Consider the following 12,998-nt stretch of genomic DNA (forward strand, 5'->3'; position numbering starts at 1 on the left):
GGCGGTCACGCCTTTCGCGTTCGCTGGGAGAGCAGCAGCGGGGCGATCGCAGGCTGCTGGGGCTGCGGTGTGGAGGTCGGGCCGGTGACGAACCCGAACCGGTTCACGGTGTAGGAACGACGTCGTTCCGGGACGTCGTCGATGCCGCCGGCTGCCCAGGGGTTGCAGCGGGCGATCCGCCACGCCCCCATGGCCGAGCCACGGACCACCCCGTACTGCTGGATGGCCTCGAGCGCGTACCGGGAGCACGACGGGTGGTAGCGGCAGACGTTCCCGTAGAGCGGGGAGATGACCGCGCGGTAGGCACGGAGCACGACGACGCACGCGTTGCGCGGGAGCAACGCGATGACCCAAGCGATCCGGGTCAGCCGACTGCGGTTCATGCTGCCTTCTCCACTCCGCGCGCGAACGAGCGCGAAACGTCTCCGAGCAGGGTAGGCCATCCGGCCTGCGCAGCGGCTGGCAGTGCGCGGATCACCACGTCGTGCCCGGTCGGCACGCCGGCGAGCAGTTCGTGCGCGATCGCCTTCAGGCGTCGACGAACGAGGTTGCGGGTGACCGCGTTCCCGACGGTCTTCGCGACGATGAACCCGAAGCGCGTCGGTCCGACCGATCCGCCGGGGTGACGGACCACGGATACGACGACGTGCGCCGTGGCGCTCTTGCGTCCACGGCGCACGACGGACCGGTAGTCGTCCCCACGGACGATGCGGTTGGCGCGGGCCAGCATGCTCGCTACCGGAGAACGGTCCGCGAGCGGACCGATCGGCGGCCGATCAGGCGATGCCTGCTCAGGCGCTGAGCTCGGTGCGGCCCTTGGAACGGCGCGCGGCGAGGATGGCGCGGCCGGCACGGGTACGCATGCGGGCGCGGAAGCCGTGCTTCTTGGCGCGGCGGCGGTTGTTCGGCTGGAAGGTGCGCTTGCTCATGATGATCTCCACGCGGCTGCACCGATCACTGCGCCAGAGTGCACTGCGCGAGTGTCCGTGTGAGCCGTCACGTATGTATGTGTGTTGCCGCTCGGAGCACCGAACGACGCGTAACGGGCGCGACCAACTGGCCGCAGTCAACTGGTTAACGGTACGTGACAGCGGCAGAGAGGTCAAACGACGACCGGGACCGCAGTGCGCACGACCATTGTCCACACTGGGGAAAACTTCGGTTCGGTGCGACGCGCTGTGGTCCCGTACAGTGGTGTGATCGATCCGCCCTCGGCCCGGTACGACAGGGGATTCCCCCTCCAGAGCTCGGTCGGGCGGTCGTGGACAAGGCTGTGGACAACCCTGTGGACCGTACGGTTCGGCACAGTGTCCGCCTCCGGTGCCGAGGTTGCCGCCGACGCCGTCCTCGACCGAGCGGTACCGGGGGACCCGCGGCGTGCAGCCGCCACCGCCGACGATGACCCGACGAGCACACGAGCACGAACGAACCTGGAGACGAGCGCGACATGACGATGCCGGCCGACCCCGTCGAGGACCTCTGGACGTCGGTGCTCGGACTCCTCGCCGAGGACGACCGCATCACCCCGCAGCTGCAGGGCTTCCTCAACCTGGTCGAGCCGAAGGGCGTGCTCGCCGGCACCCTCTACCTGGAGGTGCCGAACGACCTCACCCGCGGGATGCTCGAACAACGCATCCGCATCCCCATCACCGAGGCGATCGCCCGGATCGGTGACGACGCGGTCGCCAACTTCGCGATCACCGTCAACCCGGACATGGCCTCGGAACCGCGCGTGGACGTCGTGAGCGCGACGCACGTCCCCGACTACGCCGAAGCGTCGCAGGCGACCGTCGAGCAGAGCGCCGCGCCCCGGCAGTACATCGAGGCGCCGTTCGTCCCGAGCCAGATCGACGCCCCTGGTACCGGTGGCCGGCCGGAGTCCCGGCTCAACCCGAAGTACAACTTCGACAACTTCGTCATCGGGTCGTCGAACCGTTTCGCCCACGCCGCGGCGGTCGCGGTCGCCGAGGCTCCGGCCAAGGCGTACAACCCGCTGTTCATCTACGGTGACTCGGGCCTCGGCAAGACCCACCTCCTGCACGCGATCGGCCACTACGCCGAGAGCCTCTACCCGGGGATCCGGGTGCGGTACGTGTCGAGCGAGGAGTTCACGAACGACTTCATCAACTCGATCGCGAACAACCGGTCGAACCAGTTCCAGCAGCGGTACCGCGACATCGACATCCTGCTGATCGACGACATCCAGTTCCTCCAGGGGAAGGACTCCACGCAGGAGGCCTTCTTCCACACGTTCAACACCCTGCACGACCACAACAAGCAGGTCGTGATCACGTCGGACGTCGCACCGAAGCACCTCACCGGCTTCGAGGACCGGATGCGCTCGCGCTTCGAGTGGGGGCTCATCACCGACGTGCAGGCGCCCGACCTCGAGACGCGCATCGCGATCCTCCGCAAGAAGGCGCAGTCCGACCACCTGCAGGTGCCCGACGACATCCTCGAGTTCATGGCGTCGAAGGTGTCGAGCAACATCCGGGAGCTCGAGGGCACGCTCATCCGGGTGACCGCGTTCGCGAGCCTCAACCGGACCGCCGTCGACATGGCGCTCGTGCAGACCGTCCTGAAGGACCTGATCACGCTCGACGACGACAACGTGATCGCGCCGACGGACATCATCAACCACACCGCGGAGTACTTCAAGCTCTCCGTCGACGACCTCTACGGCTCCTCCCGCTCCCAGGCGATCGCGACCGCGCGGCAGATCGCGATGTACCTCTGCCGGGAGATGACGAGCCTGTCCCTCCCGAAGATCGGGCAGCTGTTCGGCAACCGTGACCACACCACGGTCATGTACGCCAACAAGAAGATCACCGAGCTCATGAAGGAGCGTCGGTCGATCTACAACCAGGTCACCGAGCTCACGAGCCGGATCAAGCAGGACCGCCGCTACCGCTGACCCCGGTGGGTACGGCGCGCGACGCACGTCGCGAGACGCGGACGGACTGGAGGCGCGGTGCGGGCTGGCACCCCTCCCTCGCCGGCTCGGTCGGCGCGCCCCGCGCGACGCCGGCGCGTCACCACTGAGCGGGGCGCGCCAGTCCGTCTCCTCGTCGCGTCAGCGACATGTCGGATGCGTGCGACACGCCTTCTGATCAGTGTGAATGCGCGCATGTCCACCATCTGAGACGGTTCCAGGCGGCGAGATTCCCACAGTGTGGAAAGCCTGTGGATAACTGTGGATGACACGCGGTCCGGTTGTACACAGATCTGACCCCACCTGTGGAGACTGGGGATGGAAGTGGATAGATGACGATTACTCATCCAGAGCTCGTCAACACACCACTCACAACTCACACCTGTGTAGTTCCCTGTGGACAAGCGGGATGCACAGAGTTATCCACACTGTGCACAGGCGTTAACACCATTGATCCTGGTTAACGATGAATCTCCGCGGGACAACCTTGTGGACGGCGGGATGACAAGAATCCGGCGGCCGCTGCGCTGTGCCACAATGGGGCGGCCGGACAGTCCAAACGATCGACAGGGGTCCCAGCTGTGAAGTTCGAGGTCAACCGGGACGTCTTCTCCGAAGCCGTCTCCTTCGCGGTGAAGCTCCTCCCACAGCGCACGACCCTCCCGATCCTGTCCGGTGTGCTGATCCACGCCGAAGGCGATCGTCTGACGCTGTCGTCCTTCGACTACGAGGTCTCCGCGCAGACGTCCATCACGGCGCAGATCGACGAGCCGGGCACGGTCCTGGTCTCCGGCCGACTGCTCAACGACATCGCGAGCCGGCTCCCGAACGCCCCCGTCACGTTCACCACCGAGGACACCAAGATCTCGGTGAGCTGCGGCTCGGCGCACTTCACGCTGCTGTCCATGCCGGTCGAGGAGTACCCGACCCTCCCGGAGATCGGTGCGCAGACCGGCGTCATCCCCGGCGACGCGTTCTCCGAGGCCGTGTCGCAGGTCGCCGTCGCCGCCAGCCGCGATGACGTCACGCCGGTCATCACGGGCGTGCAGCTCGAGGTCGGCGACAACGACCTCTCGCTCATCGCGACCGACCGGTACCGCGTCGCCGTCCGGACGATCGCGTGGGACTCCGGCCGTGTCGGCTCCGAGCCGCTCCACGCGCTCGTCCCGGCGCGCACCCTGCAGGAGGTCGGCCGCACGTTCGGCTCGGCGTCCACCGTGTCGGTCTCGATCAGCGGCACCTCGGACCGCGAGCTCATCGCGTTCCACGCCGACGACAAGACCGTGACCTCGCTGCTCATCAAGGGCAACTACCCGCCGGTCCGCCGGCTCTTCCCCGAGACCGTCGACGACCACGCGGTGATCAACACCGCGGAGCTCGTCGAGGCGGTCCGACGGGTCTCCCTCGTCCTGGAGCGCGAAGCGGCGCTCCGGTTCTCCTTCTCGGTCGACGGGCTCACGCTCGAGGCGATCGGGTCCGAACAAGCGCAGGCGTCAGAGTCGATCAGTGCGTTGCTGACCGGAGAGGAAACGGTGGTCTCGCTGAAGCCCGCCTTCCTCCTGGACGGGTTGAACGCGGTGCACTCCGAGTTCGTCCGCATCTCCTTCACCAAGACGGAGAACCCGAACAAGCCCGGCCCGGTGCTCCTCACCGGCCAGACTTCGCAGGACGCACCTGCCACGGACGGATACCGGTACCTGCTGCAGCCCAATCTCCTGCTGCGGTAAGCGCAACAGCCGAACACTGCGCTGACGCGCCACCCCTGCATCAGCGCGACGACGAACAGAAGAGGAAATCATGCACATCGGTCTTGTCGGCCTCGGTCGCATGGGCAACAACATGCGTGCCCGTCTCCGCAACGCAGGCATCGAGGTCACCGGCTACGACGCGAACCCCGAGGTCTCGGACGTCGCTGACCTCGGCGCGCTCGCAGCGGCGCTCCCCGAGGGCAAGAAGCTCGTGTGGGTCATGGTCCCGCACGGCAAGATCACCGACGACGTGATCACCGACCTGTCGAACGTCCTGGGCGAGGGTGACCTCGTCATCGACGGCGGCAACTCGAAGTGGCTCGACGACGAGGTGCACGCCAAGCAGCTCGACGCCAAGGGCATCCGCTACATGGACGCCGGTGTCTCCGGTGGCGTCTGGGGCAAGGACAACGGCTACGGCCTCATGGTGGGCGGTGCCCCCGAGGACGTCGAGTTCGCCATGCCGGTCTTCGACGCGCTCCGCCCCGAGGGCCCGCGCGAACAGGGCTTCTCGCACGCCGGCGGCGTCGGCGCGGGCCACTACGCGAAGATGGTCCACAACGGCATCGAGTACGCGATCATGCAGGCGTACGGCGAGGGGTACGAGCTCCTCGAGGCGAAGGACATCATCCACGACGTCCCCGCCGTGTTCGCCGGGTGGCAGCGCGGCACCGTCGTGCGCTCCTGGCTGCTCGACCTGCTCGTGCTCGCGATCAACGAGGACCCGAAGCTCGACGAGCTCGAGGGATACGTGGACGACTCCGGCGAGGGTCGTTGGACCCTCGAAGAGGCGATCGAGCTCGCGGTGCCGATGCCCGCGCTCTCGGCCGCGATGTTCGCCCGCTTCGTCTCGCGTCAGGGCAGCGAGTCCCCGACGATGAAGGCCGTCGCGGCGCTCCGCAACCAGTTCGGCGGCCACGCCGTCAAGAAGGCGTAGCTCGGGTAACCACCTGAGCTCGTCTCGGCCCGCGTGCACGTCGACCACCTGCAACTCACCGACTTCCGGAACTACCGGGAGGCGGAGGTCGACCTCGCACGTGGGCCGAACCTGTTCGTCGGCCGGAACGGACAGGGCAAGACCAACCTCGTCGAGGCGATCGGCTACCTGTCGACGCTCGGCTCGCACCGGGTCCCGACCGACGCGGCGCTGGTCCGCCAGGGCTGCGATGCGGCGATCGTCCGCGCGAAGCTCGCGCACGAGGACCGCAGCATCCTCGCCGAGGTGCAGATCAACCGCTCGGGGTCGAACCGGGCGCAGGTGAACCGCGCGGCCATCAAGCCCCGGGAGCTCCCGCGCTACTGCACGAGCGTGCTCTTCGCCCCCGAGGACCTCGCGCTCGTCCGCGGCGAACCGGCCGGACGACGCCGTATGCTCGACGAACTCCTCGGACAGATCGCCCCGCGCATGCAGGGAGTCCTCGCCGACTACGACCGGACGCTCCGGCAGCGCAACACCCTGCTCAAGTCGGCGCGAGCCACCGGCTCCAAGGCGGGCGCCCTGTCGACGCTCGACGTCTGGGACGACCGACTCGTCCAGTTCGGCGCCGAGATCATCGCCGCGCGCGACCACCTCACCCGACGCCTCGCTCCGTTCGTGGCCGAGGCGTACGCGACCGTCGCCGGTGAACGCCACGAGGCGACCATCACCGGCGTGCTCAGCGTCCGCGGTGTCGACCCCGAGGACGCTGCTGCCACCGATCCGGTGCTCGGGACGCCGGACGAGCCGGTGAGCGTGCCCGCTGCGGCCGAGGCGTTCCGGAGCGCGCTCGAACGACGCCGTCGCGACGAACTCGACCGCGGGTTGACCCTCGTCGGTCCGCACCGCGACGACGTGCTCTTCCAACTGAACGGGTTACCCGCTCGCGGGTACGCCAGTCACGGCGAGTCCTGGTCGTTCGCGCTCGCCGTCCAGCTCGCGAGCGCCGCGGTGCTCCGGGCGGAGTCGACCCTGGGCGACCCCATCATCATCCTCGACGACGTGTTCGCGGAACTCGACGAGTCCCGTCGCGAACGTCTCGCGAACGCGGTCGCCGACTACGAGCAGGTGCTCATCACGGCGGCCGTGTTCGGGGACGTGCCCGCGCAGCTGGCGGCGCACACCGTGCACATCGAGGCGGGGACGATCGTCGACCCGACGAGTGCGGGGAGCATCGTCGACCCGAGCAACGCGGCGGTCGTCGACCCGTCGACCGCGGACACGGCGTCCTGATGCCGAAGCCGTGGAAGCCGACCGAGCCCTCCCGGTTCTACCGGCACCTCAAGGCGGTCTTCGGCGACCCCTCGCTCCGGACCGTCGATGCTCGTCGACGTCGCGCCCGCGAGGTCGACGCCGATTCGGTGCCGTACGGTCGCGGTCGTGAGCCGAAGGGCCTCGGCGACGTCGTCGGGTCGCTCGCGGACGAACTCGGTTGGGTCGAGCCGCTCGCACGTTCCGAGCTGTTCGTCGACTGGTCCGGCGTCGTCGGGGAAGAGCTCGCGAAGCACTCCCGTCCGGTGACCATCGACGACGGTGCGCTGGTCATCCGGTGCGACTCGACGGCGTGGGCGACGCAGCTCCGACTCATGCGGTCGACCATCACCACGACCATCGCCGAACGGCACCCGCAGGCCGGGGTCCAGTCGATCCGGGTTTCCGGGCCCGACGCCCCCACCTGGAAACGCGGTCCCAGGACGGTCCAGGGGCGCGGTCCTCGCGACACCTACGGTTGAGCCGACAATTTCATCCTGCCGGGCGAAAAAAGGCCCGTCAGCGCCCGGATTCCGCCTCGAACGAACGCCCGACGCGGTAGACTGGGCAGTGCAGTGTGCGGGTGTTCCGCGCGCAGGCAGGAGCTCTCTCGACATGACATCAGGATCTGACGACGCACAGAAGAACGAACCGTCCTACGGTGCAGACCAGATCCAGGTGCTGGAGGGCCTCGAAGCCGTCCGCAAGCGCCCGGGCATGTACATCGGCTCGACGGGTCCGCGCGGTCTCCACCACCTGGTCTACGAGATCGTCGACAACTCTGTCGACGAAGCCCTCGCCGGCTACTGCGACACGATCGGCATCACCATCCGTGAAGACGGTGGCATCCGCGTGGTCGACAACGGCCGTGGCATCCCGGTCAGCACGCACCCGACCGAGGGTGTCTCCACCCTCCAGGTCGTCCTGACCGTCCTCCACGCCGGTGGCAAGTTCGGCGGTGGCGGCTACGCGGTCTCCGGTGGTCTGCACGGTGTCGGTTCGTCCGTCGTCAACGCGCTCAGCACCGAGCTCGACGTCGAGGTCGCCCGCGACGGGCACGTCTACCGGCAGAGCTACACCGACGGCGTCCCCGTCGCCCCGGTCGCCGAGGGTGAGGAGACCGACCGCACGGGCACGACGATCACGTTCTGGCCGAACGACCAGATCTTCGAGACGACCGAGTTCGACTACGAGACGCTGCGCACCCGGTTCCAGCAGACGGCCTTCCTCAACAAGGGCCTGAAGATCGAGCTCCGCGACGAGCGCACCCCGGACGAGGGCGAAGAGGCCCGGAAGGACACCTTCCACTACGAGCGCGGGCTCATCGACTACGTCGAGTACCTCAACGCGCAGAAGAAGTCCGACAAGGTCCACGAGGACGTCATCTCGATCGAGGCCGAGGACAAGGAGCGCCAGATCGCGCTCGAGATCGCGATGCAGTGGAACACCTCCTACCAGGAGAGCGTCCACACCTTCGCGAACACGATCAACACGCACGAGGGCGGCACTCATGAAGAGGGCTTCCGCGCCGCGCTGACCTGGCTCGTCAACAAGTACGCGCGTGAGAACAAGATCATCAAGGAGAAGGACGACAACCTCACGGGTGACGACATCCGTGAGGGTCTGACGGCCGTCATCTCCATCAAGCTCGGCGAACCGCAGTTCGAGGGCCAGACGAAGACCAAGCTCGGCAACACCGAGGCGAAGGGCTTCGTGCAGAAGGTCGTCGGCACCGAGCTCGCCGACTGGTTCGACCGCAACCCCACCCAGGCGCGCGACGTCATCCGCAAGGCGATCCAGGCGTCCCAGGCCCGACTCGCCGCCCGCAAGGCGCGCGAGACCACCCGCCGCAAGGGTCTCCTCGAGTCCGGTGGGATGCCCGGCAAGCTCAAGGACTGCCAGTCGAAGGACCCGACGATCTCCGAGATCTTCATGGTCGAGGGCGACTCCGCCGGTGGTTCGGCCGTGCAGGGGCGCAACCCGCTCACGCAGGCGATCCTCCCGCTGCGGGGCAAGATCCTGAACGTCGAGAAGGCGCGTCTCGACCGTGCCCTCGCCAACCAGGAGATCCAGTCGATGATCACGGCGTTCGGTGCCGGCATCGGCGAGGACTTCGACCCGGAGAAGGCGCGGTACCACAAGATCGTGCTCATGGCCGACGCCGACGTCGACGGCCAGCACATCACGACGCTCCTCCTCACCCTGCTGTTCCGCTACATGCGGCCGCTCATCGAGCGCGGCTACGTCTACCTCGCGCAGCCGCCGCTGTACCGACTGAAGTGGTCGAACTCGGCGCACGAGTACGTGTTCTCGGACCGTGAGCGCGACGCGCTGCTGCAGGCCGGCCTCGCGTCCGGCAAGCGGATCCCGAAGGACAACGGCATCCAGCGCTACAAGGGTCTCGGCGAGATGGACTACAAGGAGCTCTGGGACACCACCATGAACCCGGACACCCGCACGCTCCTGCAGGTCACCCTCGAGGACGCCGCCGCCGTCGACAGCGTCTTCGCGACGCTGATGGGCGAGGACGTCGACGCGCGTCGCCAGTTCATCCAGCAGAACGCCAAGGACGTCCGCTTCCTCGACATCTGAGCTCGTCACCAGCCGAGCCGGGAGGCACGGCGTGAGCAGCGAGCACCAGACCCGACCACCTGTGGTCGCGCCCGGCGCGACCAACGGAACCACAGCCTCCAGGCTGTCCAGAAAGGGAACGAAGCCACATGGCTGACGACAACGAGAACGGCGCCGACGAGCAGCCCGAGATCGTGCACGGCGACAGCGGAGACATCGTCGTCTCCGGTGACCGCATCTCGCAGGTCGACCTGCAGCTCGAGATGCAGCGCTCCTACCTCGACTACGCGATGTCGGTCATCGTCGGCCGCGCGCTGCCGGAGGTCCGTGACGGGCTGAAGCCGGTGCACCGCCGCGTCCTCTACGCGATGTACGACGGCGGCTACCGCCCCGACCGCGCGTTCTCGAAGTGCTCCCGCGTCGTCGGCGACGTCATGGGCCAGTTCCACCCGCACGGCGACTCGGCGATCTACGACGCGCTCGTCCGCCTCGTGCAGCCGTGGTCCCTGCGGTACCCGCTCGCGCTCGGCCAGGGCAACTTCGGCTCTGCCGGCAACGACGGCGCCGCCGCTCCGCGGTACACCGAGACCAAGATGGCCCCGCTCGCCCTGGAGATGGTGCGGGACATCGAGGAAGAGACCGTCGACTTCCAGGACAACTACGACGGTCGTACCCAGGAGCCGGCGATCCTGCCGTCGCGGTTCCCGAACCTCCTCGTCAACGGTTCCGTCGGCATCGCGGTCGGCATGGCGACGAACATCCCGCCGCACAACCTCCGCGAGGTCGCGGACGGCGCGAAGTGGGCACTCGAGAACCCCGAGGCCACGCGCGAGGAACTCCTCGTCGCGCTCATGCAGCGGATCAAGGGCCCGGACTTCCCGACCGGCGCGCAGATCCTCGGCACCAAGGGCATCCAGGACGCCTACCGGACCGGCCGCGGCTCGATCACGATGCGCGCCGTCGTGAACGTCGAGGAGATCCAGGGCCGCGCGTGCCTCGTCGTCACCGAGCTGCCGTACCAGGTGAACCCGGACAACCTCGCGATCAAGATCGCCGAGGGCGTGAAGGACGGCAAGCTCGCCGGCATCGCCGACATCCGCGACGAGACGTCGGGCCGCACCGGTCAGCGCCTCGTCATCGTGCTGAAGCGCGACGCGGTGGCGAAGGTCGTCCTCAACAACCTGTACAAGCACACGCAGCTGCAGGAGAACTTCGGCGCGAACATGCTCGCGATCGTCGACGGCGTGCCCCGCACCCTCGCGCTCGACGGGTTCATCTCCGCCTGGGTCGACCACCAGATCGACGTCATCGTCCGCCGGACCCAGTACCGCCTGCGCGAGGCCGAGAAGCGCGCGCACATCCTGCGCGGGTACCTCAAGGCCCTCGACGCGCTCGACGAGGTCATCGCGCTCATCCGTCGGTCGCCCGACGCCGAAGAGGCCCGCTCCGGCCTGATGGAGCTCCTGGACGTCGACGAAATCCAGGCGCGCGCGATCCTCGAGCTCCAGCTCCGTCGCCTCGCCGCCCTCGAACGGCAGAAGATCCACGACGAGGCCGAGGAACTCGAGCGGAAGATCGCCGACTTCAACGACATCCTCGTGAAGCCCGAGCGGCAGCGCGCGATCGTCATCGAGGAGCTCGACGAGATCGTCGCGCGCTTCGGGGACGACCGTCGCAGCGAGATCATGCTCGGGTTCGACGGCGACATGTCGATGGAAGACCTCATCCCCGAAGAGGAGATGGTCGTCACCATCACCCGCGGCGGGTACGTCAAGCGCACCCGGAGCGACAACTACCGGTCCCAGCACCGCGGTGGTCGCGGGGTGAAGGGCGCGCAGCTCCGCGCCGACGACGTCGTCGAGCACTTCTTCGTCACCACGACGCACCACTGGCTGCTGTTCCTGACGGACAAGGGCCGGGTCTACCGCGCGAAGACGTACGAGCTGCAGGAGGCCGGCCGCGACGCCAAGGGTCAGCACGTCGCGAACCTCCTCGCGATGCAGCCCGACGAGCAGATCCAGCAGGTGCTCGACATCCGCGACTACGAGGCCGCGCAGTACCTCGTGCTCGCGACGCAGCACGGGCTCGTCAAGAAGACCGCGCTCACCGAGTACGACACGAACCGCAGCGGCGGCATCATCGCGATCAACCTCCGCGACGGGGACACCCTCGTCCAGGCGCTGCTCGTCGACGAGACCGACGACCTGCTCCTCGTGTCGAAGCACGGCATGTCGCTGCGCTTCACCGCCTCGAACGACGCGCTCCGCCCGATGGGCCGATCGACCTCGGGTGTGAAGGGCATGTCCTTCCGCGACGACGACTCCCTGCTCGCGGCGCGGGTCGTCTCGGACGACGGATACGTCTGGGTGATGACCGAGGGCGGGTACGCGAAGCGCACCTCCGTCGACCAGTACCGCGTGCAGGGCCGTGGCGGTCTCGGCATCAAGGTGGCCAAGCTGGCGGCCGACCGGGGCGACCTTGTGGGGGCTCTCATCGTGGGCGAGGACGACGAGGTGCTCGTCGTGCTGCAATCGGGCAAGGTGGTAAGGTCTGCCGTGGCCGAGGTGCCCGCCAAGGGCCGCGACACGATGGGCGTCGTCTTCGCGAGGTTCGCGGACAACGACCGCATCATCGCAGTGGCCCGGAACAGTGAGCGGAACCTGGACGACCAGGACGACGCCGAGATCGAGCCCGCGGGCCCGGTGGAGACGGTCAGCCCGACCGAAGCAGCCGACGACCAGCCCGCCGACCGCGAGGCCGGAGAGGACCAGTCAAGCAATGAGTAGTGTCGCCGAGAAGCTCCAGAAGAAGGCGAAGCGGCCCGTCGGCACCCGGCAGGTCCGCCTGCGACTGGTGTACGTCGACTTCTGGTCGATGGTGAAGCTGAGCTTCCTCATCGCCCTCGCCGGTTCGATCGTCATCGTCGTCGCCACGGCGCTGGTGTGGGTCATCCTGAACCAGACGGGCGTCTTCACCCAGGTCGACGCCCTGCTGAAGGACGTCACCGGTCAGAACAACTACTCGATCATGGACCAGTTCTCGCTGGGCCAGGTGCTCGGGTTCTCGATCGTCGTGGGCATCCTCAACGTGGTCGTCGGCACCGTGCTCGGCGCGATCGTGAGTGTCCTCTACAACCTCAGTGTGCGGATCACCGGCGGCCTGCTCGTCGGCTTCACGAACAACTGACACACCCGGGCCAGGTGGGGTCGACCGCTCGATTTCGTTCTGCGAGATCGGTACGGTAGGCTCTCATCTGGTCTGAGGGGCTATAGCTCAGGCGGTTAGAGCGCTTCGCTGATAACGAAGAGGTCCAAGGTTCAAGTCCTTGTAGCCCCACCATCTCCTCCTCGGTCCAGTACGCTGGACCTCTCGGGGCCTTAGCTCAGTTGGTAGAGCGCCTGCTTTGCAAGCAGGATGTCAGGAGTTCGATTCTCCTAGGCTCCACTCGCAGAAGCCCCTGGTCGCGACTCCGTCGCTTCCCAGGGGCTTCGTCGTGTGCCCATGACGCGCCGCCGCTCCT

The 12,998-nt window shown here is 67.6% G+C and carries 11 protein-coding genes and 2 tRNA genes; 10 read left to right on the forward strand and 3 right to left on the reverse strand.

What is annotated here, in order from left to right:
* Positions 1–5 precede the first annotated feature (5 nt).
* The 3 genes from yidD to rpmH form a co-directional block, all read right to left on the reverse strand.
* The gene (gene yidD, locus ACRQ4C_RS00270) at positions 6–383 is read right to left on the reverse strand and encodes a membrane protein insertion efficiency factor YidD (RefSeq protein WP_290133378.1); all 378 of its coding nucleotides are present in this window, start codon (positions 381–383) and stop codon (positions 6–8) included.
* Complete coding sequence (rnpA, locus tag ACRQ4C_RS00275) at positions 380–730, reverse strand: ribonuclease P protein component (protein ID WP_439689629.1); 351 nt, start codon at positions 728–730, stop codon at positions 380–382. Before rnpA ends, yidD begins: the two co-directional genes overlap by 4 nt.
* A 61-nt stretch (positions 731–791) precedes the next feature.
* Positions 792–929 carry a 50S ribosomal protein L34 gene (gene rpmH / locus ACRQ4C_RS00280; protein WP_019181680.1) on the reverse strand — a complete coding sequence of 46 codons (138 nt, stop codon included), beginning with the start codon at positions 927–929 and terminating at the stop codon, positions 792–794.
* A gap of 524 nt (positions 930–1,453) precedes the next feature.
* Between rpmH and dnaA the strand changes: the two genes are divergently transcribed.
* The 10 genes from dnaA to ACRQ4C_RS00330 all read left to right on the forward strand — a co-directional run bounded on the left by dnaA (position 1,454) and on the right by ACRQ4C_RS00330 (position 12,922).
* The gene (gene dnaA / locus ACRQ4C_RS00285; RefSeq protein ID WP_439690927.1) at positions 1,454–2,914 is read left to right on the forward strand and encodes a chromosomal replication initiator protein DnaA; all 1,461 of its coding nucleotides are present in this window, start codon (positions 1,454–1,456) and stop codon (positions 2,912–2,914) included.
* 599 nt (positions 2,915–3,513) lie between these two features.
* Positions 3,514–4,659 carry a DNA polymerase III subunit beta gene (gene dnaN, locus ACRQ4C_RS00290; RefSeq protein WP_290133375.1) on the forward strand — a complete coding sequence of 382 codons (1,146 nt, stop codon included), beginning with the start codon at positions 3,514–3,516 and terminating at the stop codon, positions 4,657–4,659.
* Between the two features lie 70 nt (positions 4,660–4,729).
* Positions 4,730–5,617, forward strand: coding sequence for a phosphogluconate dehydrogenase (NAD(+)-dependent, decarboxylating) (gnd, locus tag ACRQ4C_RS00295; RefSeq protein WP_439689630.1), 888 nt, complete (start codon positions 4,730–4,732; stop codon positions 5,615–5,617).
* A 33-nt stretch (positions 5,618–5,650) separates the two neighbouring features.
* Positions 5,651–6,889 carry a DNA replication/repair protein RecF gene (gene recF / locus ACRQ4C_RS00300; protein WP_439689631.1) on the forward strand — a complete coding sequence of 413 codons (1,239 nt, stop codon included), beginning with the start codon at positions 5,651–5,653 and terminating at the stop codon, positions 6,887–6,889.
* Positions 6,889–7,389 carry a DUF721 domain-containing protein gene (locus ACRQ4C_RS00305; protein ID WP_290133372.1) on the forward strand — a complete coding sequence of 167 codons (501 nt, stop codon included), beginning with the start codon at positions 6,889–6,891 and terminating at the stop codon, positions 7,387–7,389. The genes recF and ACRQ4C_RS00305 overlap by 1 nt, the downstream gene beginning before the upstream one ends.
* Positions 7,390–7,522: 133 nt before the next feature.
* Complete coding sequence (gene gyrB / locus ACRQ4C_RS00310; RefSeq protein ID WP_058724804.1) at positions 7,523–9,499, forward strand: DNA topoisomerase (ATP-hydrolyzing) subunit B; 1,977 nt, start codon at positions 7,523–7,525, stop codon at positions 9,497–9,499.
* 128 nt (positions 9,500–9,627) lie between these two features.
* Positions 9,628–12,264: a DNA gyrase subunit A gene (gene gyrA / locus ACRQ4C_RS00315; protein WP_439689632.1), complete on the forward strand. Its 2,637-nt coding sequence runs from the start codon at positions 9,628–9,630 to the stop codon at positions 12,262–12,264.
* Positions 12,257–12,664, forward strand: a complete 408-nt coding sequence (locus ACRQ4C_RS00320) for a DUF3566 domain-containing protein (protein ID WP_022904049.1) — start codon at positions 12,257–12,259, stop codon at positions 12,662–12,664. The genes gyrA and ACRQ4C_RS00320 overlap by 8 nt, the downstream gene beginning before the upstream one ends.
* Before the next feature lie 76 nt (positions 12,665–12,740).
* Positions 12,741–12,817, forward strand: a tRNA-Ile gene (locus ACRQ4C_RS00325).
* Between the two features lie 32 nt (positions 12,818–12,849).
* A tRNA-Ala gene (locus ACRQ4C_RS00330) sits at positions 12,850–12,922 on the forward strand.
* Positions 12,923–12,998 lie beyond the last annotated feature (76 nt).

Origin of the sequence: Curtobacterium sp. SP.BCp (assembly GCF_051903255.1) — a bacterium.
In the GTDB taxonomy this organism is placed as follows: domain Bacteria; phylum Actinomycetota; class Actinomycetes; order Actinomycetales; family Microbacteriaceae; genus Curtobacterium.

Bases quoted from the DNA above. Each gene is read 5' to 3' on its own strand.
- gyrA (WP_439689632.1), top strand. From the start codon at position 9,628: ATGGCTGACGACAACGAGAACGGCGCCGACGAGCAGCCCGAGATCGTG.
- yidD (WP_290133378.1), bottom strand. From the start codon at position 383: ATGAACCGCAGTCGGCTGACCCGGATCGCTTGGGTCATCGCGTTGCTC.
- dnaA (WP_439690927.1), top strand. From the start codon at position 1,454: ATGCCGGCCGACCCCGTCGAGGACCTCTGGACGTCGGTGCTCGGACTC.
- gnd (WP_439689630.1), top strand. From the start codon at position 4,730: ATGCACATCGGTCTTGTCGGCCTCGGTCGCATGGGCAACAACATGCGT.
- ACRQ4C_RS00305 (WP_290133372.1), top strand. From the start codon at position 6,889: ATGCCGAAGCCGTGGAAGCCGACCGAGCCCTCCCGGTTCTACCGGCAC.
- rnpA (WP_439689629.1), bottom strand. From the start codon at position 730: ATGCTGGCCCGCGCCAACCGCATCGTCCGTGGGGACGACTACCGGTCC.
- ACRQ4C_RS00320 (WP_022904049.1), top strand. From the start codon at position 12,257: ATGAGTAGTGTCGCCGAGAAGCTCCAGAAGAAGGCGAAGCGGCCCGTC.
- rpmH (WP_019181680.1), bottom strand. From the start codon at position 929: ATGAGCAAGCGCACCTTCCAGCCGAACAACCGCCGCCGCGCCAAGAAG.
- gyrB (WP_058724804.1), top strand. From the start codon at position 7,523: ATGACATCAGGATCTGACGACGCACAGAAGAACGAACCGTCCTACGGT.